Origin of the sequence: Pantoea sp. EKM20T, assembly GCF_011800485.1 — a bacterium.
GTDB classification, from domain to species: domain Bacteria; phylum Pseudomonadota; class Gammaproteobacteria; order Enterobacterales; family Enterobacteriaceae; genus Pantoea; species Pantoea agglomerans.
In genome coordinates this window covers 305528-328399 of sequence record NZ_JAALFW010000002.1, presented here as the reverse complement: position 1 = coordinate 328399, position 22872 = coordinate 305528, and the positions used below count along the sequence as shown (strand labels likewise).

The window sequence follows — 22872 nt, the reverse complement described above, 5'->3', positions numbered from 1 at the left end:
AACAATCAATCGGGATCATGATTTTTTCATTTAAACAGATCACTTATTTTTTTCTTTAAAATAATATCCAATAATGAAGCCTAAAGATGTTCCTAATGCTCCAATCATTATTGACAAGACTTTATCTAACTCTAACAGATGTATGCTGGCAGCGATATCAGCAACTTTGTTTTGATTAAGTTTGACAGCCCACTTCACTGCGAAGTTATTATAAACCAAAACAAAAACACATGAAAAAACGAGCAAACCAAAAAAACCAAGAATAAAACTTAGAGTTAAAGTATTTCTGGTCTTATCATCCCTAGCAGGTTTTTGAATATTATCTTCAGCCTGCTCAACCTCTTTTGTAAACCTAACATTATTAGATTGCAGATCTTTAAATTCTTCAATGTCGATTTCAAGGTTATTTTTCATTCTTCTCATCCTTGAGTTGCTGAAGCAAATTTACACCACTCAAATAATCACTTTCGAGAGAAGTGTTAAACTTCTTCATGGCAATTAATGCATCTTTAACGCTTGGAATGATTTTATTATAAGCCTCTAAAATCCCTTTATGTCTTTCATCAAGTTCACCATTTGCATTTCTGAAATCGTCTACATCTTTAAACAAAGACAGTACACTCTCAATTATGCTTGATTGCGAATTAAAAAGACCCTGCGCACTATCACGAAAGTCAATAAACTCAGACATTGATTTATCTAATTTATTTTTTGACATTCACAACCTCATTTTTAAAAATACCCAACCTCACACTCACTATTAACAACTAGGCTTAAGTAAATTTTTTAAACCTATGAGTTATTTGATAAAGTATACACTCAAGCAGTATTGTGAATATACATCGTTTTTATTTTTTTTGAAGCTTTTTAATGGCATCCCTATCAACATTACACTCTTCAAGAAGGCCATACAGTACCACGTTCAACTCAACCGAATCACCATAGCTCATCTCTCTAGCGGGTTCCGGTGCCTTTATCGGGCTGGTCAATTCCGCTGGCAGATTTACTCGGGGCTGCTTGATTATCCTGTACTCGATTGACTGACTTCGCGGCGTCTCGCAACCGCTTAACAGCATCAGCAGGAACAGTAGCGGCAGCATTTTTATCAGCCGCAAGGTATCGCTTAATTTCATTCTGTAGTTTCCGGTTCTGCTGGGCTGTTACGGCACGCTGCTCTGTGACCTGACTCATCACATCGTTTTGCTGCTTAACTGCTGTTACCAGCTCAGTGACACTTGATGCCAGGCCATCGTTCTTAGAGCGCAGGTCATTAATCTGCTCGTCTTTGCTGTTTGCCAGCTTCTCAAGCCTGTCGTTCGTTGCCTTCAGCTGTGAGTTACTGGCGTTCAGGCCCCACAGTGCCACGCAGATAAGACCGATGATGACCAGGCCTGAATTGTTTCGGATAAAGCCGATTACGTTGAACATAGAATCCCCTTAGATTTTGATAAGCGGGATTTCCGGTCGTCCAGACCATTGGTGCCACCGTTAATGACTCTGGTGATGCGGGTAACATCATCAGAGTCTGCCAGCTCGTTTAATCCGTGATTCTTCCACCATGCCGCTGCTGACATCGCAGCAAAGCGATAGCACAGCAATAAATCAGGGTTTGCCACTACATCAGCGCCAAGCTGTTTAACCAGCGCCTCATAGTTCGCCTTGCCGGTGATCTGAATCAGACCGCGACCGCGATAGCGGTAACCATCTCCCGAATTAACATCACCATTACCGTTACGGTTTGCGTAAATGACGCTGGCGATCATCTTCTGGTTGGCCGGATGCATCGCATTACGTCCATATGCGCGGGCCTGTTCGGCAGTGATGCGCTTGCCAAACATCGCGGTCAGTGCGTTCTCGCTATAGTTCAGCCCTTCTTCAACCTTCAGGAACCCGGCTGACTCATGCCCTGTCTGTGCCAGAAAGTGAGCCTGCCGTAGTGGCGTGCTTATCTGGAAGGCTGAGAGGCTTGCCGCTATATGTGGATACCAGGCATCGCGCAGAGAATCACTTACGCCGGTGGCACGCTGAAAACTACTGGCTATCAGCATTACTGTCTCCCAATCGCTTATCTATCTGGCGGCGTATCTTCGTTGACACGTAGTCCACACCGAGGAAGCCAAGGAAGACCGCAGCAACCCGCGTAATGTCTTCACTGAAGTGCCAGTTAAACACCGAGCCAATTACCTGCAGGCTCGGCTGTAGGAAGAAGGCGAAGACGCTGCACATCGCTGCATCAAGCAGGCGGCGTGACCATGCGTCTTTACCTACGTAAGTAGCTCTGAGAATCGCCATAACTCCGGCAAGACCCGCATAGCCGGTTTCGTTTTTGTGGGCGTAAAGCCAGGCAATCAGGCTTGCCCAGAACCCAACGTCTTTGTCCGGCATGCGTTTCATCCTCACCTCCGATAATTGGTAGGTGCTGTCGGTAGTCAGAAGAAGATTGCGCAACGCCACGGTGTCATAAGTGTGTGTGGAGACTGATTGGTGTGCGCAAAAACGAAAAAGGCCCACCGAAGTGAGCCTTTGAATTTATTATTTGATGCCTGTCAGGCAGCGACTAATTCAAGTCGTTTGCCCAGCGCTGAGAGCGCCTTCTGAACAGTATCTATTTTGGTCGAGTGGTGCAGATCGAAGATGCGCGTTACCTCCTGCTTTTTAACTCCCATGCGTGAAGCCAGCTCAACCTGAGTTAAGCCGGAAGCAAGGAAAGCATTCAGCAGTAGCACCTTCGCCGACACACTCGCCGGAACCTCTACAAAATCCCCTGTCACCGGTCCAGGTGCCGGAACAGGCTGGTTATCTTCAAAGTAGAAATCAAATGAAGTAACCAGCGCATCCAGACCCATCGCTAACGCCTCCTCACGCGTATCGCCCTGAGTAAGCGCCTCCGGTATATCCGGGAACGAAACCACATATCCGCCGTCGCACGGCTCAAGATTAATCGGGTATCGCATATCGTCTTAGTGAAACTCTGCGAGAACCAGCCCCGAAGGGCTGGTTAATTATTTCAGGCCTAACTGCTTAATTATGGCCTTTCGCAGTGGTTCTTTTAACTCAGCGCCGGGATGCCTTGGCATTACACTTCGCTTCCCGTTGTATCTCAGCTTCAGATGGTTAGTACCGTTTGAAACTTCGACTCCCTGAGATTCAAGCCACCGCCTGAACTCGCTTTGCTTCACTACTCCTCCTGTCTGTTGAACATGAAGCCATAGTAAACATTTATGCTTACTTGGTCAACATTTTTGTTTACAGGAAGCCGATATTTTGAAAAATAACCCTGACGCAAAAGCGGTAAGTGCCTTGCCCGTCGGCAACAGGATCAATTTCTTATCCCCTTCAAGGGATAGACAGATCACTATCCCCTGCAGGGTATATTTAAAATAAAAACGCCTTCAGGCTGGTAAGGCCCGAGGCGCTTTGACATCCACATTTGGAACTGACTTTTAGCAGATAAGTTAGCTGCTTAAAACCCACTCTTATCAGAATACCTATAAAAATGCGTACGCGGTAATTGTTTTTTCCATTAGCTACGTTTATGATTCTAGGATTAATCTCAATGGGTTTGGAGCATGGTTTTTAGAGCGCTTTTGCCTTATAGTACTGTATGTATAAACAGTCAACCCATGAGGTTTTTATGAACAAAATTGCCCGACTGCTACTTACAGCTAGTTCTATAGCACCTGTTTGCGGAACATTATTTTTTATTGGCTGGATGAAAAAATCCAATGACTTGATGATTTATAGTGGAATTACTGCTGTTGTAAGCTGGGTGTTATGCATGTCGTTAATCTGGTTCGCAAAAAATCATTTGGAGCCTTTAACTAAAAATATAGATTCGCTTTCACCGGCAAACAAAGAAGTAACTAACTACTTCCTGAGCTATTTATTTCCTTTGTTAGGAACTGATTCTATAGCTCAACAAAAGGAGTATGCGATATTTTTCTATGTTTCATTACTATTTTATATCTGTTTTTCAGAAAACTACAACTTTAACCCAATCTTAGCAATTCATGGTTATAAGTTCTATGAAGCAGAAGATGATACAGGTGTTGGATTTGTCCTTATATCCAAGGACGTAATTACTGATATTAAAGAAAAAGACTTTACAGTTGTTAAGCTAACTGACTATACATACCTCCATATTAAAAGGTGAAAAAATGGCCCTCTTTGCTTTGATGGATAATCAAGTAACTACTAAAGTACTCAGAATTAAACTTGACAAGAAATCAAGTGCCATGGTTGATCAAGCGTTTAAAGATCAGAAGCAGCATTTTGAAACGCACCATGACAACATAATTGATTTCCATGCGGGTTATACACCTACCTATGATGAGTGCTTTGTTTTAAATGATTTTGTTGAAGCGAGAGTGTTAATTGACGCAGTGACGCGCAATACAGCAATCAAGGAGTGGGATCCAACAACCGTTGACATCAAACATATAAAGGCACTTTTTGTAGGTGTCGAATCTCCTGGCAATAATAAAATTATTGCTGTACAAACTTTTAACAAAAAACAAATACTAGATACCAGCAAATCCTTCTTGATGGGCTTGGTTGCTGCTAAAAATACCTTTAGCAAAGCAGATAACGTAGGATTTAATATCGATGACAAAATAACAACTTATATAAATGATGACAAAGTTTATTTTAAAAGCTTTTTTAAAATGCGTAGCTTGTTTGACATGACTAGATATTTTGAAGAAGCTACCGATGATGATGTTGATGACTTCGCTAATGATCCCATATTTTCTACGCAGCTGAATTTTAACCTTAAATCCGTTTCAGATTCAATTATCAGAACTAAAATAACATTAATAAAACAAAGCGGAATACTTAATGCGGCGAACATCCCCGCTTTAAAGGATGCTGCAAGGAAAATTCGATTTCCGCTCCAAACAATTAAAGTTGGAAACGTCGAAAAAATTGTCATCCCAGAGGTAAAAAGAGAGATAAAAGCTTTGTTGGATTTTTTAGATGAAGACATTTTCACTTCAGAAGTAACACAAAAAATATTTAAATCGACGTCCAAGAGGCCTTATATCTAATGAGGATGCCGCCAAGGCGGCTCCCTTTCAATCAATTAAGCATAACATTCCATCAATGAACCCAAGAGCCGTCTGGAGTTCCTTTCTAATAGTTCCATCTGAACATTTTCTTTTTCTTGCTATAGATCTTAAAGATATCCTCAATACATAGTGAGCTATGATAATTTCGTATTCCTCAGGCTTATACTTTTTCAAGCGCGCTACGCAGCTATCAATTTTTATCCCTCGGTCGTCATCACAGTGAACTATTCTTCTTCCTGAATGTGGTATAAGTCCTCTAAACCCTGCAGCTATACTATTCCAGTCTACACCGCTGTTTTCAGAAGTAGCCCACGCTCCCCACATTTCAAGCTCTTGTGACATGTCACGCATTTAAACTCTCCACACACTTTATTTTTTATTTGTCCCAATCACGCCGACTGCAATCGCGAAATCAAGGAACCTGAATAGCAACTCAACCTGACTGCCATATTTTGCTTCAAACGCTTTCATATCCCGGTGCAGTTCATCGTGATGCGCTCTGCATAGCGGTATCACAAATAAATCATGCGCCTTCGTTCCCATTCCCCCCTGTCCATGTCCGATGATGTGATGAGGATCGTCAGCCTGAACGCCGCAACATGCGCACGTCTGCGACTTTACCCATCGTGTGTATTTCTCACTTTCCCAGCGCTTGCGCTTAGGGCGCTTCATGAATGATTCTGGTGATTCCGGGTCGGTGCGCAGGTCGATTATCTTTTTGACCAGCTGAGCAGCATCCTGAATTACCTCGCGAGCCGGTCGCGCCGGAACAATGCGGGCTTCTTTAAGCTCGCCGCTCTGGATGGTCTCTTTCGGCATACGCAGAACGCGCCGGGCCGGTGCCTCTGGTATCAGGTCAATCACATCATTCAGGGTTGCCCACCAGCACAGTTCAGGCAGCGTCAGCTGGTGGCCACCATTTAGCGCCATCTGACTGCATGCCGCCCTGATTATCCAGAGTGCGGTATTACCTTTGGCGATATTCTCCAGGCTACCGGGTACGCCGTTTTCCCTGAACTCATTATCGTGGCTATAGCAAAGAGACACCAGGCCGTTTTTGATTTCTGACACTGTGAATTCATGGTGATGCCATACATCCAGCTTCTCCCACTGGCAGCAGCCGAAGGACTGGACGAAAGATGCCAGCGCATTCGGTCCACCAACGGCCTTTATCACGCGTTCGTGGCTGAAGAAGGGAATCAGTGAGGGTTCATCGAGCAGCGGCTGCGTGCCATCATTCAGCCGCCCTGACGGCAGGTCTGCCATATCCATTGTCGGTGTGCTGATCACCACCCTGCCCTTAAACAGCTTCAACAGGTCTGGTCCTGGCTTCAGCAATACAATTCCGGTGCGGGGTGCTACCTCAGGCGTAAGTAATGCTCTCACTCAGCACCGCCTGCCGCTTTATGCGCTGTCCATAGCCCGCCAATCCACTGGACGCCCTTCGCGGTAAATCGGGACTGACTGAACGCATAGTTAGAATCGGTAGTGGTGCCGGTTCTAAGTTCAAATCGACCAGCCTCAATATGTTGGCTGTAGGGTGTCAGGACGCCATTGAGACGGTACATAACCCGGCTCTCAATGAGGAACAGGCGAAGCTCTGGCTCTTTAGCCTCAAGAAGTTTTGCCACCTGCCGGAATGTCATTGAGCCGGTGGCCGTGACGTAGCGATCCACAAAAGCAACCTTTGGCGCGGCTTCAGTCAGCTGCAGTTGCAGGCGCTCCTTCTCCTCTTCCATTTCGGCGGCCAGGCGGAGTGCTTCAGCAAAGGTCTGCGGGATTTTGACTGGCTGGCTTTCCTCTAATTCATGGAGCCGCTTGATCACTTTCATGCGAAGGATGGCACTATAGCCGGTGATGAGGCATTCAGTGTGCTCACGGTCAAGGTGATACTCAGTCTGCTGGCGGTTCATGCTGTCTAAGTAGATGTGAGCAAATCTGCTCGCATCTTCCTGAAGCTGAAGCAGCATGGCTTCAATGTCTCTTTTAACATCTGGATGACGCTTAGCTGTGAGATCAGCAATTTCACGGCTGGTCATGATTGGGGATTGAATAGCATTGACTACAGGCGCAATGGCACCCGCTGATTGATTCAGCATTTTGACCTCTCCACACACTGTTTTTAACCGGCCCCGCCCCATCATCTGCAAATGAACGGGACCAACCTTTGCGGACAGCGTCTGCATACGCTTCCCAACATTCACATCATAACGATAAAATAATTAATTTCACGACCTGGTCTTAGTCAAATGCTTACTTTTGAAGGACAACTGCTACTGGCCACAAATGTAAGCTCCAGTATGTATACAAGAGAACAATGACTAAACAGGGCGCATCATGCAAGAACACCTCACCAAGACGGCGATTATCATTAACAATGGGTAAAACTAACTATGGTCTTGTAAAAAAATCCTTTAGGACTACTTTCCATGATACGAGCTGCATTAAGCTGGGCGAATCCAATGAAGATTGTATTTTGTGATATTAAATATTAAAGTGTGGAAAAAACCCACTAAAGACAACACTCTAATTTATGCAAAATAAATTTTCTAATCGCATTGAAAATTAAACACCTAACAAATAAAAAGGAATTAATATGTTCGATGATTTTGATTTTGACCTACTTAACTCTGATGAATTTAAAGAGGATTCAGTTAGAGAGGAGCTGATTTTACCAATTATCAAAGCACTTGGTTATAAAGCATCAGGGGATAGCCGTGTAATCAGGAGCAAAACACTTTCACATCCTTTTGTTTCAATAGGTTCACAGCCAAGAAAAATTTCAATAGTACCGGATTATGTTTTTCTTTCTGATGCTCGTCCATATTGGATTCTTGATGCAAAATCTCCTATTGAGAAAATAAGTAAAAGCGTACACGTTGAGCAAGCTTATAGTTATGCTATACATCCTGAAATCAGAGCGGAAATGTATGCATTATGCAATGGGAAGGAATTTGTTTTATACAGCATCCGGGAATTAAATCCTTTGCTCAAGTTTTCATTAAAAGATATTGATAGCAACTGGGATAAGTTATTTAGGATTTTAAACCCTGAAATTAAGGCCAACCCACAACTTATTAATTATGCACCTGACTTTGGTATTTATATGCGTAAAATGGGTTTCGTGAAAGGTGGGCTTTTTACTGCACCAGCCATAAATACTAAATTTATCAGTCGATTGAGTGAACAATCATACACCTGCACATCAACCATACCCGGTGATGTTGATATGGCTATTTCTTTAGACTTCAACAAAAAGACATTTAAAAAATTACTCAAGATACTTCCACCAGAGCAGGCAGACAGGATTAGGCTCGCTTTAAGCCAGCAGCCTTTTTATATAAACTTCTCAGAAAACGACCCAGACGTAAAATTCGGCATTTCAAGTAATATTAGCAGCGAAATACATCATAATGCCGAGGAAAGCTACATACCTTTCATTGTTAAAGAAGTATTCCCTTATAATCATTCAATTGACGAATGGGAAGAGCTAGCAAAAAAAGAAATGGAATAATAAATTTATTCACTTTAAAGTCGGGGCAACTATCGCAACAAACCATTTAAAGCCGGTAAAAACCGGCTTTAAATGATTAGTTAAAAATGAAATTCAAACCAAAACCTACTATCTACCCAGAAATAAAAACACTTAAATAAACATATTGCATAAAGAAGTACCCATGGGTGCTATTTTAGTTAAAACTGTCTATCAGCCTTTTAGACATTACGCAGTGCCGATGCTGAATTTATGTCACTTTGGAAATTAGAGCTGAACACCCAAAATAGCCTCATCACGAATAGCCTGACGCAGCATGCGGATGTTTGACCAGCAATCACGGTCGGTCTGCTCCACCAGCGCGATAAACTCCTGAACAGAGCATGGCTTGTCCTGGCGAACTTCAGACAACACTGCTGAGAAGCGCATCAGTTGCTCTGTTGCCATCTCTGAATCATCGTGCTGCTCTGAAAGCCACAGTTTCAGTTCAAGATCGTCCTGGTGCTGCTTGATGAGGCGCACTGCACTGGCAATCGTCTCTGCCGGAACGGTCACACAGGTAGGATTCTCAACGGAGTCTGCCGCCCATGTATGCGCCCATTTGGATTCGCTGTATGTGTACTCAGCCTTCATTTTGAACGCAGCAATAACGCAGCCCCAAACCTCAACACCGCTTTTCTCAAGGATTTCATGCTTCAGCAGTGGCAGGTCGTCGCCATAATCTTTTTCAGACTCAACAGCATCCTCACTATCAGCCTTCAGGTGTTCACGCGGCTCACCGTCTTCAGGTTCGGGCCACTTGCGGGATTTATTGACGCTGAGTTTCAGCTCCATCGCAGCGTTAAGCTCTTCCTCGGTGATACCGGCGCGGCGCATGGCATCCCACAGCAGAAACTGAAGGTCAGCCCACTCTGACAGGTCGTCAGGTGCTTCAGCTGCTTCCAAAGCTTCTTTCGCCAGGTGCTTAAGAGGACCAACCGGGCCTACATCACCAAAAGTTTCCTGTGACCACGCCGCATGCTCTGCACGGATTCTTTCACGCAGTTTTGCTGGTGACACGATGGCTGCAGATCGGGTCAGCTTCTTCTTGCCCGCTGCTTTGGCTATCTGCATCTGCTCCTGTGCTACTGATGATGCTTTCACGCCATGCTCACGCTGCAGGGCTACTGCTGTGGTTGCGGCCACTTCACCGGATTTCACCATCTCAATCAGAGGCTCGCCAACGGTCAGCAGCTGCAGGTGCTGTTCAACGTCGGTGATCGAACGTTTCACCTTTGCGGCGATCTCGGCTGGCTCTAAGCCCTGGTTAACGAGGCGCTGATAGGCGGCTGCACGTTCCAGCGGCAACAGAGCGCGGCCCTGACTACTGGTGACCATGAATGCCACACTGTCGGCCTCACTGCCCACGAAGTCCTTACACTCAAGGCGCAGCGTATAGCCTGCTTCCTGAGCCAGCTTCGCACCGTAATAGCGGTGATGGCCATCGATGATCTTAATGCCCTTCTCGGTGACCTTAACAGCCAGCGGAGGCACATGTTCACCAGCGATAAAGGCGTCGCGGAACTCCTCGACATGGGTTTGATCGATATCACGAATGTTGTAATTAGTTTCTACATACAACTCATCAACGCCCAGCAGGTAAGTTTTACGGGTGGTGATATCGGTATCGCTATTTTTCTTGTCGTCGTAAATGCGCGCTAATGTGCTCATGCTGTGGTCAGCTCCCATGTCAGGACAATAATCAGGGCGGCAATCATCACCGCTGCGGTGCGGATGGCCTGGTAGAAAATCTCATTGCGTTGGTAGTGGCTCTTCAGGTGCGCTTTCATTGGCGATCCTCACTCAGGAAGCTTTCGCCAATACGGCCTGTATCAAGCCCGCCATAGTTGCCACAGTTAAGTGAGCCTCTTGCGGCACAGCGGTCGCAGTTCTCTTTGGCTTCATTGCGGGATGCATCGAACCGGGCCACCAGCATCGCTTCACGCCAGACCTGTGCAGCACGCAACCAGAACCCTTTAGCCTCCAGTTCGGTAGCCTGCTTCGCCAGCTGGCGATGCTTTTCGCTCTCTTCTGGCACCGGAGCGGTGTTGATCGAATAACTCCAGTCGCTGGCACGCTTGAGAGTCCCTCTGGTGAAAAGCGGTTTGATAAAGCGCTTCACTGAGGTCTCATGCAGGCCGGTAAGCTTGCAGAGTTCGCGGACCTTCAGCGGGCCATTGCGGGTAATCAGTTCAAGAATTTTTGATTCGTGGTTAATCATCGCTCTATCCCCTATGCGCCGCGAAAGCCGTTAGGAATTTCATAGTCCATTGATGAGATAGCCATCACATCACGCTGCCACTTACCGTTGATGCACTTAGGCCGCCCCGCTTTATCCCACTTCTGCGCGGAACTCAGATAGCCGGGGAACTTACCCGGACGGAAAATTGTTTCCGGTCGGACGTACTCACACATTTTTGGGTCTTCAGCCCACTTCGCGATTGAGTAATCCACAGTGAGGATCAGTTCATCAGCAGTGAAATCTTCAGCCAGGCGACCGCGAATTGGTGCCAGTGAGGATTTTGATTTCTGAAAGCGCATGCCTGCTGCGCGGTTCAGATGCTCCAGCACGCTAAAAGCAGCCTGATTTGCATCAGGGGCATGGTCGGGTTGCCCCGCAACCTGACAAGAAGGGGTTGTTGTAATCTCTGTAGTATTCTCTGTTGTATTCTCTGTAAGACGAGGGCAATTTGCCCCCATCGATGGGGTTAAAATGCCCTTATCGATAGGTGCAGCTTGCCCTTTTCGATGAGTGCAACTTGCATCCTTCGATGAGGGCAATTTGCCCTCATCGGCCAACAGTGGGTTTGCGTGGTTAATTGCGTAGAAATTCGTGCGATCATGTTGAGTCTTTTTCAGCTGCTCAACATAGATGAGCCCGCTTTTCTTAAGCGAGGTCAGAGCACGTTTAACCGTATCTGACGACCACCAGGGGAATTGTTCATTCCAGTCTTCAATGGTGTTATAAACCCAGCGCCGGCCTTCATGCTCAACGCCAGATGTGGTGTCCTCCAGCCAGTAACAAATCTGCTGCAGCACGATGGCTTCATTCAAACCAATCCGCTGGGCAAGCATCGGGCTAATCACGAGAGGCTTAACCTTCAGAAGTAAACTCATTGGCTACCTCGACCTCTCTAAAATATTGCTTAAACCGTTCGAGAGAGCTGAAGCACTCACCATGTTCATAGTCGTCACGCAGGTAGATAACCCGGTCGTTCTCTGGCTCCCAGCGTATGACCCGTACAGGGACGCCGCGCTTATCGCGGAAGATTCGGTCAAGCTCTCGCATTTGGTCGCCTTCATTCGCTGGTTAGCATCGCCCACAGCCCAGTCAACAAAGCTGTGGTTAACTTCCTCTGCGCCGCCTGGTACATTAAGCACATACCGCAGCGGCTCACTGCTGAAGCGGCCACCAGCTGAAGGGAGGCAACGGAATTGCGGTAACCCTGGTAATCTGGTTAAATTGATCACGCGATTAGTTCTCCACACACGTTGATTTAGTCGCATCGAACGCCGCGGGCTGCAATCCTGCGGCGTTCACCTTTTCTGGCGGGCAAAAAACCCGATAAAGCAGCGTCAGATGTTCCTGCCACTTAGCCATGACCTGATAGCTGTTCTCTTCAATCTGCTCACGCTCCGCCGCATCAATCACACCATCAGCTGTTGCTTTGCGGATGTAGGCAGAGTGCTTGCCAATCCACTCAACTGACTCCATCAGTCGCTGATTGATATCCGCGTTATCAACATCCTCAATGTCCACCAGCGGAACGTTGACGCTGTTTGACTGACGGGACACCGCGTTAGCGATGTGCTTGGTGTCGCTTGCCTGTTGCAGGACCATCGCCCAACCCATTGGGAAAATCTGATCGCCATTAGTGCGCAGGCGGTTGAACAGAGCATCTTCTGTAACGCCCAGCCATTCGGCAGCTTCTGCGTACCCACCCGGAAGACTTGAGATGGTCTTTTTAATTGCTGCCACCAGCCAGGCTGGTTGCTTTTCTACTTGCCAGTGTTTCTGATCCACGGTTAAGCCCTCTTTCCTGTGGTTATTTCAGTGCCAATTAGGCTGTATTCTTCGCATAAAGCTGCGGGTCATACTTGAGATGACCCTTGGTGATTCTCTCAATGACAAAAGCCTGCTTCTCAGGGATTACTTCACCCCACCTGCAAACAGCTGGGTGTGAGATGCTGAGCGCTGAAGCTGTTTTTGAGATTCCGCCAAAGTGCGCAACGACGACTTTTTTAAGCATTTTTTCCTCCTTCAAACAATGGACTCAATGTAACTAAAGGTACAACCAAAAGCAAACAAAAGTTACAGTGCTTTTAGGTAACATTGGTTACATGAAAACAGAAATGAAAGATCGCATACGACTAAAGAGACTTGACCTGAATATGACCCAGGATGCGTTAGCAAAAGCACTCGGGGTCAGCCGCGTATCAGTCACTAAGTGGGAGAACGGAACAACTAAGCCTGATGGGGAGAATTTGCACCAACTGGCAAAGTTGCTTAAGACCACGCCAGAATGGCTCTTATATTCCAAAGGGGCATCTTTGGAAGATGATACAAAAACGGTCCCTCACTTAAAGAAACCGACATCAGTACCCATTATATCGGCTGTCCAGGCGGGAATGTGGACGGATAGTTATGCAAGTTCAAGGTTGAGCGACGTGTTAAATTGGACTCTTACAACAAGTGATGTTTCTGACGAAGTATTTGGTTTAATCGTTCGTGGTGAGTCAATGACTAACCCGTCAGGATTACCATCCATACCTGAAGGGTCCGTGGTTATCGTTGAGCCAAATTACGGGCAGCTCGATGATCTGTATGGCAAGATTGTTGTTGCCATACTTGACGGATCATCTGAGGCCACTGTGAAGAAACTTGTATGGGATAGCCCTCACGCGTATCTGATGCCTTTAAATCCAGTGTTTAAACCAATCCCAATCGACGGAAATTGTCGAATAATCGGCAAAGTTGTTCAGGTTACTCAGAACCTATAGTTACCCAGCCGCTTAGCAGCGGCTTTTTTATGCCCCTGATGGTAACTAAAGGTACATGCAGTATTGACACCAAGAGTAACTAAAGGTACATTCGGTTACATCAGCAGCGAACAGGCAGGACGCCCACGAAGTAGCCGCCCGAGGCGTAAGAAGTTCGGGATGATTCGCAAAAGCAGTTGCAGTGGTGTGAGGGCAGTACTGTGAAGATGATTAAAAACATGTCGAACACAACGGTCAGGGACCTGATTACCTTTTTGAGGCTCTTCCCAGATGCTGATGTTGTCTGTTGTGGTGATGCCGGTGTGGTGAGTGTGCAGTGTGATGTTGAAGATGTGGTTCGCGGACCAGCGCTTTAAGAGTACGGAATTGCTGTGTTGGCGGTTACTCATGAAGGTTTGTTTAACCGCCCTTTTTTAAAAAGATTAGAGCAAGCCTCGCTGAAAGAATTTTTGAAAGTTCTATGAACGAGACTGGATGGCTTACTACTTCAAGACGGTCTCAATAAATGTCCACAAAGTAGCGGTACTGCTACCGATATTAGCGGCGACAAGACTATGCAAACGGTAAAGGTCGTTAAAACTCGTTAGGCCGATGAGTTCAGATGGCAATAAAGAACTGACAGCCGGGAAAGACCGGCACACAACAGGAAAGAGTATTTGGAGGCGCAGTATTAAGCCGTTGATGAATGCTCTCCCCGTTGTGGTGAATGCGGCCAGCGCGCGCGGAAGACTGACAAAGATTGCACACAGTCTAAGAGTTTCCGCTCTGGTGTTTGTCAGTCTGACCAGAGCACCGGGAGGCACCCGGCACCGCAGCAACCTTTCAAGTGTGTGGAGTAATCGGGCTGTGGGTTATTGCAGTAACCCGCCAGCCAACTTAAACGAATCCCAAAAGTTTTTTATTGCCATAACTGGCAAGGGATTCATGCAACCAAAAATCGTGTGTGGAGAAATTGTATGGTCTGGGTTTGCACCAATAGTCGCAAAAGCTTCAACTTCATTGACCCGGAACCAGAGCAAATCTGTATTGAAGATATTGCCTGCGCCCTGTCGAACATCTGCCGTTTCACTGGTCATCTGGACGAATTCTACAGCGTGGCTCAACACTCTGTACTTTGCAGCACAGTGGTGCCTCAGAAGTATGCATTTGAGGCGCTGATGCACGATGCCGCTGAGGCTTATTGCAATGATATTGCAGCCCCACTGAAATCGATTTTGCCCGATTATAAAGCTGTTGAGGCTCGTATTGATCTGGCTGTTCGGCATCGGTTCAACATCCCTGTGCGTATGTCTGAATGCGTGAAGCATGCTGATCTGGTTCTTCTGGCTACCGAACGCCGTGATTTCGACATGGACGATGGTACGGTCTGGCCGATCCTCGAAAATATTGAGCCAGCGCATTTCCTTATCACCCCGCTAAACCCGCGTCAGGCAAGAGTGCTTTTCATCACCCGATTTAATGAGCTTTGGGAGCAGCACAATGCAAAAGCCTGATGATCATATCACCCTAGGCATCATCACCCTGCCCTACAGCCATATCCTGAACGGCTGGATTATGCCTGATGGCTCGGTAATCAGTAACCCCATTAAGGCGCAGCGTGAAGCTGAGCGGCTTAATAAAACCATCAACATCACCATCCACTGAGGGCCAGCAACATGCTTTCTTCTAAATCGAATAAAGAAGTCGTCGCTGCTGGCCACCAGTTCGCCAGGAGCATCGGTAAAGAAACCTCTCTGCTGGAAATGGCAAAGATGGTGAGTGATTTGGCTACGCGTCTTGATGTTGCCACCGTCCGCGCCAGCCTGATGGCTTCAGAGGTTCTGCGCATCAACAGCGTGCTGCCTGACACTATTTCAGCCCTACAGGCTGCAGGCGCAGACCTGACGCTGATTGATGACCTGAATGCAGCATTAGCTACGCCAGCCTGCGACCAATGGATTCGAACTCTGCGCGGTGAAGCACTCGGTGAGGCGCGTCGAGCTGTGTCAACTATGGGTAATCAACAGCTGCCAGGCACCTTACAAGCGATCAACATCATCTCCCAAATGGAAATGGATTTACTCCGCTCACGAACGGTAACGCTGAAGGTGGTGTCATGAAAAAGGTAGCTCAGTATCGCCGCAGTCATGGCCCTAACGCCGGGTTCAGCGAAAAGCTGGCCTGGCAGTTATCAAAAGGCCCGGCAACGGGCCGTGAGCTGGCGGAACGTCTCGGTATGACCCTGCGTGAGTTCAACCGTTTGGTACTTCACATCATGCGCCGCGGTGGTGAAACACTTCAGGTTGAGGCATCCAATCAGGTCTGTCTCGGTGGTGGCTCCATTGACCGCACCTATACCCTGGTCAGAAATCCGCGCCGCGTTGCTCCCCCGCCATGTAAGCCAATGGTGATCAACCACAGGAATGACTGCTCTGAAAAGGCAAAGAAGCGCCACTGTGAAGCAGCAAAACGCCGCGCCCGTCTGATTGCCAGCGGGCTGTATCTGGAATGCATGGGTTAAGGATGGTGAGTGATGGAAAAGCTGAATGAATTAGTTGAGCAAGCGAAGTTTGTTGCGGACTGGCACGGCAGCGATTGGAGTAGCGCGCTTTGCCAGGATAAAGACGGCAAACAAGCCCACGAGATAATCTGCGAGAGTCGCGGCGAAGCTGTAATCTCCACCGGGAGCAACTCAAACGAAGCATCATGGCTTTGCGATTATCTGGAGCTTTGCAGCCCTGCCAACATCCTCGCCATTGCCGAAGCATTCCAGGCGCTGGAGCAGCAGCGTGATGAGCTGGCGGCTGAGAATGCCATTCTGAAAAGCGGAATCGGCTTTTTCAGCTATGGCACTGACAGCGGCTTTGAAGAGCATGATTCTGCTGAAAAGGCTATTGCAGCAGCAGACAGCGACATCGACTACTACCGTGGTGATGCATGCGACGGATGGTCAGAAGAAACCGACCGGACTGTATGGGGAGTCATTCTGCAGCGGGCAACGATGATTGATGAGCGGCCCCGCACGGAAGAGGATAGTTACCTCGGTAGCCATATCTCATCCATCTGTGATTATGCGCTCCTGCCGAATCTCGCTACCCCAGCCACCGACGCCTACCTCAACGCTGTGCGGGCTGAGGGTGTGGAAATGTTTGCATCAAAAGCAACCCTTGAAGGTTCAACTTTCCGGATCGCACTCGCAGGTTTCGCCGCAGAACTCCGCGCCGGTAAGGATGGTGAGTGATGAGATTGAAAATGATGACGCTTGATGGCTCTACCATCATCGAAACTAATGCGGTAACGCAATTCAGCCCTGATCAGGTTCATGGCGGAAATTACACAAAAATTGAAACGGTCAACGCTGACGGAACCTTTTCTGAAGCTGTTGTTAAACACGATTTCTACCAGGTAACTCAAGCTCTCGCTACTGCATGGTCAATGGATGAAAAGGCGGTGCGCCATGCGTGAACGCCCAATCCTCTTTAACGCCGACATGGTTGGTGCAGTTCTCGACGGCAGAAAGACGCAGACGCGCCGGATCATCCAGTCACCGGCTAAAAATATGCAGGCCAGTGGCCATAAAGTTATTGAGTATCGCGAGCCCGGTGATAAGTGGTATGGCGAGCATGTTTTCTCAATGCGCAACCAGAGCGGCACATGGTGTGACTACACCAAAGAGCAGTTTCTGGCTAAGTGTCCGTTCGGTGCAGTTGGTGATCGCCTGTGGGTGCGTGAAACGTTCCGGGTACACAGTCGGGCAACTGACGTGGCCACACTGGTTTATAAAGCCAGTGAGCAGCAAAGCTGGACGCAGCAGACGCACCGGGTGCCAATTGAGAAATGCAATAAACCAGCAGTAGTCGATACGTGGACGCCATCCATCCACATGCCGCGCTGGGCGTCTCGCATTACGCTGGAGATTACCTGCGTTCGTGTGGAGCGGTTAAATAGCATGACGGAGAAGGACGCGCTGGCTGAAGGTTGCTTAGGTGGTCATGACTCAATTCCGGGATACCAATACAGCGCCACGCCACATGAGCACTTCCATCATGTCTGGCAATCCATCTACGGCGCTGACAGCTGGCAGGCTAATCCATGGGTGTGGGTTATTGAGTTTAAGCGCGTGGAGGGTGAGTGATGGAACAGCCAATCCTCGATATGTGCTGTGGCTCCCGGATGTTCTGGCTGGATAAGACTGATTCTCGGGCCTTATTCACCGACATCCGTAATGAGCAGCACACGCTTTGTGATGGGCGAAACCTGCACATCAACCCAGATGTAATCGCCGATTTTCGCGCGCTACCGTTCGCTGATTGCAGTTTTGCTCAGGTAGTCTTTGACCCGCCTCACCTCGACCGCGCTGGAGAGAAAAGTTGGATGCGCAAAAAGTATGGGGCACTTGATAAGCAGACCTGGCGCGATGATATTCGCGCAGGTTTCAGTGAGGCGTTTCGTGTTTTGCGGCCACACGGCACGCTGATTTTTAAATGGAATGAAACGCAGATACCGGTAAGCCAAGTGATCGCCCTGACCGACGTGAAGCCAACGATCTGGCAGCGTACCGGTAAGGGAGACAAAACGCACTGGATTATCTTTTTGAAGGAGGCGCAGTGATGGCGCTAACTAAAAAACAGCGCGCTGAGTTGCGCGTTAAATTCGGCGGCAAATGCGCGTACTGCGGCTGTGACCTTCCTGATAAGGGGTGGCATGCGGATCATGTCGAGGCTGCATTGCGAAAATGGGAGTTTGGCCCTCGCCGCCAGGATGGAACACGCCGGACAGTAGCAACAGGAGAACACTGGCGTCCCGAAAATGACGTTATCGGAAACCTATTCCCAGCATGCGCACCTTGCAATCTCTTCAAGGCTACTTTCACCCTGGAGTGTTTTAGAGAACAAATAGCAGCGCAGGCAGAGCGGGCAAGATTGTACAGCGTCAATTTCCGCACAGCGGAACGTTTCGGCTTGGTTGAGGTGGTAGATAAACCAGTGGTGTTCTGGTTTGAGGTTTATCGGGAGACAGTTGATGTCTAAATCCCCCGCCGAACGCAAAGCAGCGCAGCGTGCCAGACAGGCCGCTGCCGGTGGTAAAAAGCTGGAGCTGGCGCTGGATAGTCAGGAACTGGAGATGCTGGCGCAGAACTGCGTCGCACGCCGCCCTGGTCGTGAACCGTATGAGCTGAACGAGTACATCGCGCTGTTAATCCGGAAAGACTCCGCTGAGCTGGCGCAGCAACTTGAGGCGCTGGCCCACCAGCAGTGCGGGAAATGCAAAGAGCAGCTGCCGGTGCAGTCATGCCCTTGCCAGGGTGAAGCAGCGTGCTGGGCCACCAGCGGCTGGCACGAACTGAAATTGAATATCGATATGCCGTGACCTGTCACGGCTAAACAAACCTGATGCAGCGGGAATGTGTGGAGAAGAATATGAATACAATGTTTTTATTGATGGCTGAATATGAGACGGCAACCGTTCCACTTAGCCAGGTATGCGAGAAATATTTTGGCATGAAGTCGGCAACCGCTGAACGGAAGGCGTCGGAAAACAGATTGCCAATCCCAACATTCAGAACTGCGGAAAGCCAGAAGGCTCCGCGAATGGTACATATCGCAGACCTTGCTGATTACATCGATCAGCAAAGAGAAGAAAGCAAAGCGGTGCACCGCGCAATGCAGGCGTAAACAACTCTTTTCTGCGTGAACCCGAGATGCTCACCTCTGGTTCACGCCACCATTCAAAATCCACTTATCAACTTCTGCAAGTATATAAAGTTTTGGCCTGCTTCGAATCGGCTTAGGGAATCCCATTTTTTCCGTGTAATTCCTGATTGTCGTTCTTGATGTGACCCTCAGCTTGCTCATTACCTGCGCTTCAGTTACGAGTTCAATTTCAGCCATACAACCTCATCAGGCTAATTTTAACCAGTCTCATTACTGTTGATTATTGTTCATTACTGGGTTATTTTCGCAACTCTCAGGACCCCATGAGGACCCCGAGGACCCCTTTTTATCCTAACCCTTTGTTTTAGATAAAAAGAACCCCAGCAAGGATACTGGGGTTTGGTACTTGCAAACACCACGTCAATGATCGGCGTGCTGCGCGGCAAAATCTGTTGTGGTTCAGGCGACCCGAACGGTGCTCATCTGCATCACGCTTTTCATCGCCTCAACCACATCGCCGTCTACACAGTAGCGGCTGAACTCGTCAGTCTCGGCTTCTGAACACATGGAGACCCCCGCTTTGCGGTAGCGCATCGGCGACGCGACAAGGCGGCTGGCCGAGCTGTGAACTTCATCAATCCCCATGTCGAGAAACTTTTGCAGGTTGCTGAGACGTACCCCGGCACCCGCCATAATAATAGGACCGGTGCTGGCCTCATTTAGTTCCCTGAGTAATGCAATTCCGTTTTCAGCGCTCTGCTGCTGACCGGATGTCAGAATACGCGCCACTCCCAAATCCGTTAGTTCTTCCAGCGCACGCTTAGGGCTGTGACAGAGATCGAAGGCGCGATGAAAGGTTACGGCCAGGCCGTCACACAGCGCCATAATCTGCCGCATCTGACCATGATGAATGTGAGCATCTTCATCCAGCATCCCAATCACCAGACCAGGAAAACCGAGTTCACGGATTAACGCCACATCCGATTTCATCGCTTCAAATTCGCGTGCGGTGTAACAAAAATCGCCACCACGTGGCCGGACAATAGGATGAACCGGAATCGAAACTTCTTGCCGGGCGGCATTCAGCATCCCCGCCGACGGGGTCAGGCCGCCTTCACGCGGTGCGGCACAGAGTTCAACCCGATCCGCGCCCGCCTGTTGTGCGGTCACAGCGCAATCCACGCCATAGCAGCAAATTTCCAGTGTGGTCATTCTCTTCTCCTTTACATGACTCTGGTTCAAGGCAGATTCATCAGTTAGTCTGGCTGCTGGAATGAGTTTACCGGGAAAGTTAACTATGGCATTCAATTTCGACCAACGGATAGACCGTCGTCACAGCGATAGCCTTAAATGGAACAAATATGCGGACCAGGACATTCTGCCTTTGTGGGTGGCAGACACCGATTTCCGATCGCCTGACTGCGTCATCAATGCGATTAAAACCCGTGCCGAACATGGGATTTTTGGCTATGGCGACACGCCTGTTGAATTTATCGATAGCGCGATAGCCTGGCTCGCCTCACGCTATCAGTGGCACGTTAATCCGGAATGGATTGTGGTTTTGCCGGGTGTCGTAAGCGGTCTGAATCTGGCAGTGCGCGCTTTCACCGCGCCTGACGAGCTGACGATTGCGCCAACGCCAATCTATCCGCCGTTTCGCGGTGCAGCAAAACTGGCAGAGCGCGGTCAGATCACGCTGCCACTGACGCTGCAAGAGGGACGCTGGCTACTGGATCTGGATGCGCCGGAAGGTCTACTGGACGATAAAGCGCGGCTGTTAATGCTGTGCAACCCGCAGAATCCGGGCGGTACCGTCTATCGCCGCGAGGAACTTCAGGCGCAGCTGGAATTTGCGCAGAAGCACGATTTGATTGTTTGTTCCGACGAGATCCACAGCGATCTGCTGCTGCAACCCGGCGTTAAGCACATACCCTTTGCTTCACTGAGCGAAGATGCAGCCCAGCGTAGCGTGACGCTGATGTCGCCCTCAAAGTCCTTTAACATTGCCGGTCTGGGGGCTTCCATCGCCATCATCCCTAACGCCGGGCTGCGCGCGCAATTCAACCGGGTACGACGCGGCATTGTGCCAGATGTTGATATTCTGGCACTCACGGCAGCAGCAGCAGCATGGCGCGAGGGTGAGCCCTGGCTGAATGCGCAGAATGCCTATCTGCGCAGTAACCGTGACTGGCTGGTGTCGCAGGTCAATAAGATGACCGGCCTGTCACTCGCCTCACCGGAAGCGACCTACCTGGCCTGGATCGACGCCAGCGCGCTGGGTGTGGCCAGCCCGGCGCTCTATTTTGAAAAGCACGGGCTGGGCTTAACCGCCGGACGTGAGTTTGGCAATGACCAGTTTGTCCGGCTCAATTTCGGCTGTACCCGCGCGCTGCTCGACGAAGCCGTTGCGCGCCTGAAGCGTGCGTTAGCCGCCCGCCTTTAGTTCTGCTCGCTGGCGACAATCTCCTCCAGTCGCCACGGATGAAACTTGATTGTCGTCTGCCCATCCGTTACCGCCAGGGTCGGATTGGGCAGGCGCTCATTCTCGCCCTGCGGTGAACTGGTTTTAAATGAAATACCCGGCTGCGTCAGCGCCTCATCTGACAGCAAGGCCATCGCGCGCACGCCCAGCGTCTGATGATCGCCGCGTAACACCACCTCAATATGCTCCCAGCCTTCATGGCGATAACGCTTTTCACCCGGCCATGGCAGTTCAACCACATCAATCTGCCTGCCTGCGACAATCAGCGGGTCATGGAGTTTAAACAGGCAAATCTGCCTGCCATTGATCATCGCCGCCGAAAACTGCGTGCCAATCTGCTGCAAACCTTGCTGCCAGCGCATCGCCGTCGTGTCCTGATGGCAACGCACTGCGATATGGTCCACCTCCAGATCGGTAAGGCGCAAACCGAGCCGCTGCGCAAAACTTTGCAACGATTCTTCAAAACGTCCTAAATCTGTCTTTAAATCATCCAATTCTGCCGGAAAAGATCTCTTCACTACCCCACTTCCTCTCAATTTGTTTAGCATTTATAACCCGCCTGCCTTTTGGCTCGCCGCGTGCTGAGCATCACATAATGATAAGATTCATCTTATTTGGCCCGAAATTTAACGCTAATCCTCATAATAACATCTTTCATTTCGGATTTATCTCCTGTTTAGGACCATGAGTTCCTTGATGAAAGCATGTTAAATATATGATTTATATCAACTTCTTTAATACAATAAGATAACTCTCATTTACCTGGCAAACAATTGCAGCCCACCCCGCCTTCCTATAAATTTGACCTAACACAACCAAAAGGAATGGCTCTATGTCTATGCTCATCGTTGTCGCTGTCCTGATCGCACTGATGGGATTTGCAATCTCCCGCCATTGGAAGGTGCGTGAAGATAAAAGCGTAAAGAACCCACGCCGTCATCTGCGACGTCGTTAATGCTTCAGGGAAACATCTTATTCAGCTCTGTTTCCCCGCTTCAACCAACTGCTGACGCCCACTGACATTTCACGTATACTTTTCCCCTCATTTTTTTCCGTTTTGTCTGCCCCATCCGTTTCTGCCTCTCCGTGACGCGATGCGCTCAGGCAAGATGATGACAGCCCGGCTTTCTGGTCCGGGCGTTGCTCAGCACATGAAGG

Annotated in this window: 37 protein-coding genes; 17 read left to right on the top strand and 20 right to left on the bottom strand. The window is 48.7% G+C overall.

The features are described 5' to 3' along the window. Positions 1-39: 39 nt before the first annotated feature. From HFD94_RS04690 to HFD94_RS04660, 7 genes are all read right to left on the bottom strand, one after another. Positions 40-414 (bottom strand): hypothetical protein, encoded by a 375-nt coding sequence (locus HFD94_RS04690; RefSeq protein WP_167432817.1) that lies wholly within the window; start codon positions 412-414, stop codon positions 40-42. Continuing rightward, entirely contained in the window at positions 404-718 is a 315-nt protein-coding gene (locus HFD94_RS04685; RefSeq protein ID WP_167432816.1) for a hypothetical protein, read from the bottom strand. Before HFD94_RS04685 ends, HFD94_RS04690 begins: the two co-directional genes overlap by 11 nt. Before the next feature lie 236 nt (positions 719-954). Continuing rightward, positions 955-1428 (bottom strand): Rz lytic protein, encoded by a 474-nt coding sequence (locus HFD94_RS04680; protein ID WP_167432815.1) that lies wholly within the window; start codon positions 1426-1428, stop codon positions 955-957. Beyond that, the gene (locus HFD94_RS04675) at positions 1416-2048 is read right to left on the bottom strand and encodes a glycoside hydrolase family 19 protein (RefSeq protein ID WP_167432814.1); all 633 of its coding nucleotides are present in this window, start codon (positions 2046-2048) and stop codon (positions 1416-1418) included. The genes HFD94_RS04680 and HFD94_RS04675 overlap by 13 nt, the downstream gene beginning before the upstream one ends. Further along, on the bottom strand, positions 2032-2394 hold the full coding sequence (locus tag HFD94_RS04670; RefSeq protein WP_082668175.1) for a phage holin, lambda family: 363 nt from the start codon (positions 2392-2394) through the stop codon (positions 2032-2034). The genes HFD94_RS04675 and HFD94_RS04670 overlap by 17 nt, the downstream gene beginning before the upstream one ends. A gap of 152 nt (positions 2395-2546) precedes the next feature. Beyond that, positions 2547-2954 (bottom strand): type II toxin-antitoxin system HicB family antitoxin, encoded by a 408-nt coding sequence (locus tag HFD94_RS04665; protein WP_167432813.1) that lies wholly within the window; start codon positions 2952-2954, stop codon positions 2547-2549. A gap of 48 nt (positions 2955-3002) precedes the next feature. Continuing rightward, on the bottom strand, positions 3003-3179 hold the full coding sequence (locus HFD94_RS04660; RefSeq protein WP_167432812.1) for a type II toxin-antitoxin system HicA family toxin: 177 nt from the start codon (positions 3177-3179) through the stop codon (positions 3003-3005). A gap of 455 nt (positions 3180-3634) precedes the next feature. Between HFD94_RS04660 and HFD94_RS04655 the strand changes: the two genes are divergently transcribed. Both HFD94_RS04655 and HFD94_RS04650 read left to right on the top strand, forming a co-directional pair. Beyond that, entirely contained in the window at positions 3635-4153 is a 519-nt protein-coding gene (locus HFD94_RS04655) for a hypothetical protein (protein WP_167432811.1), read from the top strand. A 4-nt stretch (positions 4154-4157) separates the two neighbouring features. Further along, positions 4158-5045 (top strand): Kiwa anti-phage protein KwaB-like domain-containing protein, encoded by an 888-nt coding sequence (locus HFD94_RS04650; protein WP_167432810.1) that lies wholly within the window; start codon positions 4158-4160, stop codon positions 5043-5045. Between the two features lie 27 nt (positions 5046-5072). Here HFD94_RS04650 and HFD94_RS04645 read toward each other — a convergent pair whose 3' ends face one another. From HFD94_RS04645 to HFD94_RS04635, 3 genes are read right to left on the bottom strand one after another with little or no spacing between them, the layout of a single operon-like run. Beyond that, on the bottom strand, positions 5073-5417 hold the full coding sequence (locus HFD94_RS04645) for an antiterminator Q family protein (RefSeq protein ID WP_167432809.1): 345 nt from the start codon (positions 5415-5417) through the stop codon (positions 5073-5075). 18 nt (positions 5418-5435) lie between these two features. After that, a complete protein-coding gene (locus tag HFD94_RS04640) occupies positions 5436-6452 on the bottom strand; it encodes a DUF968 domain-containing protein (RefSeq protein ID WP_167432808.1) in 1017 nt (338 codons plus the stop codon). Continuing rightward, the gene (locus HFD94_RS04635) at positions 6449-7165 is read right to left on the bottom strand and encodes a phage antirepressor KilAC domain-containing protein (RefSeq protein ID WP_167432807.1); all 717 of its coding nucleotides are present in this window, start codon (positions 7163-7165) and stop codon (positions 6449-6451) included. The genes HFD94_RS04640 and HFD94_RS04635 overlap by 4 nt, the downstream gene beginning before the upstream one ends. 497 nt (positions 7166-7662) lie before the next feature. On the opposite strand from HFD94_RS04635, the gene HFD94_RS04630 reads away from it, so the two are divergent. Then, on the top strand, positions 7663-8580 hold the full coding sequence (locus tag HFD94_RS04630) for a type I restriction enzyme HsdR N-terminal domain-containing protein (RefSeq protein ID WP_167432806.1): 918 nt from the start codon (positions 7663-7665) through the stop codon (positions 8578-8580). A 246-nt stretch (positions 8581-8826) separates the two neighbouring features. On the opposite strand, the gene HFD94_RS04625 is transcribed toward HFD94_RS04630, so the two are convergent. The 7 genes from HFD94_RS04625 to HFD94_RS04600 all read right to left on the bottom strand — a co-directional run bounded on the left by HFD94_RS04625 (position 8827) and on the right by HFD94_RS04600 (position 12848). Then, positions 8827-10269 (bottom strand): dATP/dGTP pyrophosphohydrolase domain-containing protein, encoded by a 1443-nt coding sequence (locus HFD94_RS04625; RefSeq protein WP_167432805.1) that lies wholly within the window; start codon positions 10267-10269, stop codon positions 8827-8829. Further along, the gene (locus HFD94_RS23105) at positions 10266-10388 is read right to left on the bottom strand and encodes a hypothetical protein (protein WP_254920038.1); all 123 of its coding nucleotides are present in this window, start codon (positions 10386-10388) and stop codon (positions 10266-10268) included. Before HFD94_RS23105 ends, HFD94_RS04625 begins: the two co-directional genes overlap by 4 nt. Then, positions 10385-10819: a PerC family transcriptional regulator gene (locus HFD94_RS04620; RefSeq protein WP_167432804.1), complete on the bottom strand. Its 435-nt coding sequence runs from the start codon at positions 10817-10819 to the stop codon at positions 10385-10387. The genes HFD94_RS23105 and HFD94_RS04620 overlap by 4 nt, the downstream gene beginning before the upstream one ends. Before the next feature lie 11 nt (positions 10820-10830). Beyond that, entirely contained in the window at positions 10831-11715 is an 885-nt protein-coding gene (locus HFD94_RS04615) for a conserved phage C-terminal domain-containing protein (protein ID WP_167432803.1), read from the bottom strand. After that, positions 11693-11887 (bottom strand): DUF4222 domain-containing protein, encoded by a 195-nt coding sequence (locus HFD94_RS04610; protein WP_167432802.1) that lies wholly within the window; start codon positions 11885-11887, stop codon positions 11693-11695. The genes HFD94_RS04615 and HFD94_RS04610 overlap by 23 nt, the downstream gene beginning before the upstream one ends. A 186-nt stretch (positions 11888-12073) precedes the next feature. After that, positions 12074-12622 carry a YmfL family putative regulatory protein gene (locus HFD94_RS04605; protein WP_167432801.1) on the bottom strand — a complete coding sequence of 183 codons (549 nt, stop codon included), beginning with the start codon at positions 12620-12622 and terminating at the stop codon, positions 12074-12076. A 37-nt stretch (positions 12623-12659) separates the two neighbouring features. Next, positions 12660-12848, bottom strand: a complete 189-nt coding sequence (locus HFD94_RS04600; RefSeq protein WP_167432800.1) for a Cro/CI family transcriptional regulator — start codon at positions 12846-12848, stop codon at positions 12660-12662. A gap of 91 nt (positions 12849-12939) precedes the next feature. On the opposite strand from HFD94_RS04600, the gene HFD94_RS04595 reads away from it, so the two are divergent. From HFD94_RS04595 to HFD94_RS04540, 12 genes are all read left to right on the top strand, one after another. Then, positions 12940-13599, top strand: a complete 660-nt coding sequence (locus tag HFD94_RS04595; RefSeq protein WP_181955343.1) for a LexA family transcriptional regulator — start codon at positions 12940-12942, stop codon at positions 13597-13599. 956 nt (positions 13600-14555) lie between these two features. After that, positions 14556-15092, top strand: coding sequence for an HD family hydrolase (locus HFD94_RS04590; RefSeq protein ID WP_167432798.1), 537 nt, complete (start codon positions 14556-14558; stop codon positions 15090-15092). Then, positions 15079-15243 carry a DUF1317 family protein gene (locus tag HFD94_RS04585; RefSeq protein ID WP_167432797.1) on the top strand — a complete coding sequence of 55 codons (165 nt, stop codon included), beginning with the start codon at positions 15079-15081 and terminating at the stop codon, positions 15241-15243. Before HFD94_RS04590 ends, HFD94_RS04585 begins: the two co-directional genes overlap by 14 nt. An 11-nt stretch (positions 15244-15254) precedes the next feature. Further along, entirely contained in the window at positions 15255-15698 is a 444-nt protein-coding gene (locus HFD94_RS04580) for a hypothetical protein (RefSeq protein WP_167432796.1), read from the top strand. Next, on the top strand, positions 15695-16099 hold the full coding sequence (locus tag HFD94_RS04575) for a hypothetical protein (RefSeq protein ID WP_167432795.1): 405 nt from the start codon (positions 15695-15697) through the stop codon (positions 16097-16099). The genes HFD94_RS04580 and HFD94_RS04575 overlap by 4 nt, the downstream gene beginning before the upstream one ends. 12 nt (positions 16100-16111) lie before the next feature. Then, positions 16112-16819, top strand: coding sequence for a hypothetical protein (locus HFD94_RS04570; protein WP_167432794.1), 708 nt, complete (start codon positions 16112-16114; stop codon positions 16817-16819). Positions 16820-16830: 11 nt separating this feature from the next. Then, positions 16831-17043, top strand: coding sequence for a hypothetical protein (locus HFD94_RS04565; protein WP_371742524.1), 213 nt, complete (start codon positions 16831-16833; stop codon positions 17041-17043). Beyond that, entirely contained in the window at positions 17036-17713 is a 678-nt protein-coding gene (locus tag HFD94_RS04560) for a hypothetical protein (RefSeq protein WP_167432792.1), read from the top strand. The genes HFD94_RS04565 and HFD94_RS04560 overlap by 8 nt, the downstream gene beginning before the upstream one ends. Then, positions 17713-18189, top strand: a complete 477-nt coding sequence (locus HFD94_RS04555) for a class I SAM-dependent methyltransferase (RefSeq protein ID WP_371742523.1) — start codon at positions 17713-17715, stop codon at positions 18187-18189. Before HFD94_RS04560 ends, HFD94_RS04555 begins: the two co-directional genes overlap by 1 nt. Then, entirely contained in the window at positions 18189-18608 is a 420-nt protein-coding gene (locus tag HFD94_RS04550) for an HNH endonuclease (protein ID WP_167432790.1), read from the top strand. The genes HFD94_RS04555 and HFD94_RS04550 overlap by 1 nt, the downstream gene beginning before the upstream one ends. After that, complete coding sequence (locus HFD94_RS04545; protein ID WP_167432789.1) at positions 18601-18948, top strand: hypothetical protein; 348 nt, start codon at positions 18601-18603, stop codon at positions 18946-18948. The genes HFD94_RS04550 and HFD94_RS04545 overlap by 8 nt, the downstream gene beginning before the upstream one ends. Before the next feature lie 50 nt (positions 18949-18998). Further along, complete coding sequence (locus tag HFD94_RS04540; RefSeq protein WP_167432788.1) at positions 18999-19253, top strand: pyocin activator PrtN family protein; 255 nt, start codon at positions 18999-19001, stop codon at positions 19251-19253. Positions 19254-19283: 30 nt separating this feature from the next. Here the strand turns inward: HFD94_RS04540 and HFD94_RS04535 are convergent, their stop codons facing one another. Both HFD94_RS04535 and cutC read right to left on the bottom strand, forming a co-directional pair. Beyond that, positions 19284-19469, bottom strand: coding sequence for an AlpA family transcriptional regulator (locus tag HFD94_RS04535; protein ID WP_167432787.1), 186 nt, complete (start codon positions 19467-19469; stop codon positions 19284-19286). A 222-nt stretch (positions 19470-19691) separates the two neighbouring features. After that, the gene (gene cutC, locus HFD94_RS04530; RefSeq protein ID WP_010258601.1) at positions 19692-20444 is read right to left on the bottom strand and encodes a copper homeostasis protein CutC; all 753 of its coding nucleotides are present in this window, start codon (positions 20442-20444) and stop codon (positions 19692-19694) included. Positions 20445-20529: 85 nt separating this feature from the next. Between cutC and HFD94_RS04525 the strand changes: the two genes are divergently transcribed. Beyond that, positions 20530-21675, top strand: coding sequence for a MalY/PatB family protein (locus HFD94_RS04525; RefSeq protein WP_122888764.1), 1146 nt, complete (start codon positions 20530-20532; stop codon positions 21673-21675). Here the strand turns inward: HFD94_RS04525 and HFD94_RS04520 are convergent. Further along, positions 21672-22262 (bottom strand): VOC family protein, encoded by a 591-nt coding sequence (locus HFD94_RS04520; RefSeq protein ID WP_197979775.1) that lies wholly within the window; start codon positions 22260-22262, stop codon positions 21672-21674. The genes HFD94_RS04525 and HFD94_RS04520 overlap by 4 nt on opposite strands. Before the next feature lie 284 nt (positions 22263-22546). Here HFD94_RS04520 and HFD94_RS23100 point away from each other — a divergent pair, with 284 nt between their 5' ends. After that, positions 22547-22669, top strand: a complete 123-nt coding sequence (locus HFD94_RS23100) for a hypothetical protein (protein WP_009089698.1) — start codon at positions 22547-22549, stop codon at positions 22667-22669. Positions 22670-22872: the final 203 nt, after the last annotated feature.

What these genes read in the sequence shown, in the direction of transcription:
- HFD94_RS04630 (WP_167432806.1), top strand. Translation starts at nt 7,663, where the DNA reads ATGTTCGATGATTTTGATTTTGACCTACTTAACTCTGATGAATTTAAA.
- HFD94_RS04645 (WP_167432809.1), bottom strand. Translation starts at nt 5,417, where the DNA reads ATGCGTGACATGTCACAAGAGCTTGAAATGTGGGGAGCGTGGGCTACT.
- HFD94_RS04635 (WP_167432807.1), bottom strand. Translation starts at nt 7,165, where the DNA reads ATGCTGAATCAATCAGCGGGTGCCATTGCGCCTGTAGTCAATGCTATT.
- HFD94_RS04555 (WP_371742523.1), top strand. Translation starts at nt 17,713, where the DNA reads ATGGAACAGCCAATCCTCGATATGTGCTGTGGCTCCCGGATGTTCTGG.
- HFD94_RS04575 (WP_167432795.1), top strand. Translation starts at nt 15,695, where the DNA reads ATGAAAAAGGTAGCTCAGTATCGCCGCAGTCATGGCCCTAACGCCGGG.
- HFD94_RS04540 (WP_167432788.1), top strand. Translation starts at nt 18,999, where the DNA reads ATGAATACAATGTTTTTATTGATGGCTGAATATGAGACGGCAACCGTT.
- HFD94_RS04665 (WP_167432813.1), bottom strand. Translation starts at nt 2,954, where the DNA reads ATGCGATACCCGATTAATCTTGAGCCGTGCGACGGCGGATATGTGGTT.
- HFD94_RS04650 (WP_167432810.1), top strand. Translation starts at nt 4,158, where the DNA reads ATGGCCCTCTTTGCTTTGATGGATAATCAAGTAACTACTAAAGTACTC.
- HFD94_RS04585 (WP_167432797.1), top strand. Translation starts at nt 15,079, where the DNA reads ATGCAAAAGCCTGATGATCATATCACCCTAGGCATCATCACCCTGCCC.
- HFD94_RS04680 (WP_167432815.1), bottom strand. Translation starts at nt 1,428, where the DNA reads ATGTTCAACGTAATCGGCTTTATCCGAAACAATTCAGGCCTGGTCATC.
- HFD94_RS04550 (WP_167432790.1), top strand. Translation starts at nt 18,189, where the DNA reads ATGGCGCTAACTAAAAAACAGCGCGCTGAGTTGCGCGTTAAATTCGGC.
- HFD94_RS04690 (WP_167432817.1), bottom strand. Translation starts at nt 414, where the DNA reads ATGAAAAATAACCTTGAAATCGACATTGAAGAATTTAAAGATCTGCAA.
- HFD94_RS04610 (WP_167432802.1), bottom strand. Translation starts at nt 11,887, where the DNA reads ATGCGAGAGCTTGACCGAATCTTCCGCGATAAGCGCGGCGTCCCTGTA.
- HFD94_RS04615 (WP_167432803.1), bottom strand. Translation starts at nt 11,715, where the DNA reads ATGAGTTTACTTCTGAAGGTTAAGCCTCTCGTGATTAGCCCGATGCTT.
- HFD94_RS04595 (WP_181955343.1), top strand. Translation starts at nt 12,940, where the DNA reads ATGAAAACAGAAATGAAAGATCGCATACGACTAAAGAGACTTGACCTG.
- HFD94_RS04670 (WP_082668175.1), bottom strand. Translation starts at nt 2,394, where the DNA reads ATGAAACGCATGCCGGACAAAGACGTTGGGTTCTGGGCAAGCCTGATT.
- HFD94_RS04625 (WP_167432805.1), bottom strand. Translation starts at nt 10,269, where the DNA reads ATGAGCACATTAGCGCGCATTTACGACGACAAGAAAAATAGCGATACC.
- HFD94_RS04590 (WP_167432798.1), top strand. Translation starts at nt 14,556, where the DNA reads ATGGTCTGGGTTTGCACCAATAGTCGCAAAAGCTTCAACTTCATTGAC.
- HFD94_RS04520 (WP_197979775.1), bottom strand. Translation starts at nt 22,262, where the DNA reads ATGCTAAACAAATTGAGAGGAAGTGGGGTAGTGAAGAGATCTTTTCCG.
- HFD94_RS04545 (WP_167432789.1), top strand. Translation starts at nt 18,601, where the DNA reads ATGTCTAAATCCCCCGCCGAACGCAAAGCAGCGCAGCGTGCCAGACAG.
- HFD94_RS04655 (WP_167432811.1), top strand. Translation starts at nt 3,635, where the DNA reads ATGAACAAAATTGCCCGACTGCTACTTACAGCTAGTTCTATAGCACCT.
- HFD94_RS04600 (WP_167432800.1), bottom strand. Translation starts at nt 12,848, where the DNA reads ATGCTTAAAAAAGTCGTCGTTGCGCACTTTGGCGGAATCTCAAAAACA.
- HFD94_RS04570 (WP_167432794.1), top strand. Translation starts at nt 16,112, where the DNA reads ATGGAAAAGCTGAATGAATTAGTTGAGCAAGCGAAGTTTGTTGCGGAC.
- HFD94_RS04675 (WP_167432814.1), bottom strand. Translation starts at nt 2,048, where the DNA reads ATGCTGATAGCCAGTAGTTTTCAGCGTGCCACCGGCGTAAGTGATTCT.
- HFD94_RS04685 (WP_167432816.1), bottom strand. Translation starts at nt 718, where the DNA reads ATGTCAAAAAATAAATTAGATAAATCAATGTCTGAGTTTATTGACTTT.
- HFD94_RS04525 (WP_122888764.1), top strand. Translation starts at nt 20,530, where the DNA reads ATGGCATTCAATTTCGACCAACGGATAGACCGTCGTCACAGCGATAGC.
- HFD94_RS23100 (WP_009089698.1), top strand. Translation starts at nt 22,547, where the DNA reads ATGTCTATGCTCATCGTTGTCGCTGTCCTGATCGCACTGATGGGATTT.
- HFD94_RS04580 (WP_167432796.1), top strand. Translation starts at nt 15,255, where the DNA reads ATGCTTTCTTCTAAATCGAATAAAGAAGTCGTCGCTGCTGGCCACCAG.
- HFD94_RS04620 (WP_167432804.1), bottom strand. Translation starts at nt 10,819, where the DNA reads ATGATTAACCACGAATCAAAAATTCTTGAACTGATTACCCGCAATGGC.
- HFD94_RS23105 (WP_254920038.1), bottom strand. Translation starts at nt 10,388, where the DNA reads ATGAAAGCGCACCTGAAGAGCCACTACCAACGCAATGAGATTTTCTAC.
- HFD94_RS04535 (WP_167432787.1), bottom strand. Translation starts at nt 19,469, where the DNA reads ATGGCTGAAATTGAACTCGTAACTGAAGCGCAGGTAATGAGCAAGCTG.
- HFD94_RS04565 (WP_371742524.1), top strand. Translation starts at nt 16,831, where the DNA reads ATGATGACGCTTGATGGCTCTACCATCATCGAAACTAATGCGGTAACG.
- cutC (WP_010258601.1), bottom strand. Translation starts at nt 20,444, where the DNA reads ATGACCACACTGGAAATTTGCTGCTATGGCGTGGATTGCGCTGTGACC.
- HFD94_RS04560 (WP_167432792.1), top strand. Translation starts at nt 17,036, where the DNA reads ATGCGTGAACGCCCAATCCTCTTTAACGCCGACATGGTTGGTGCAGTT.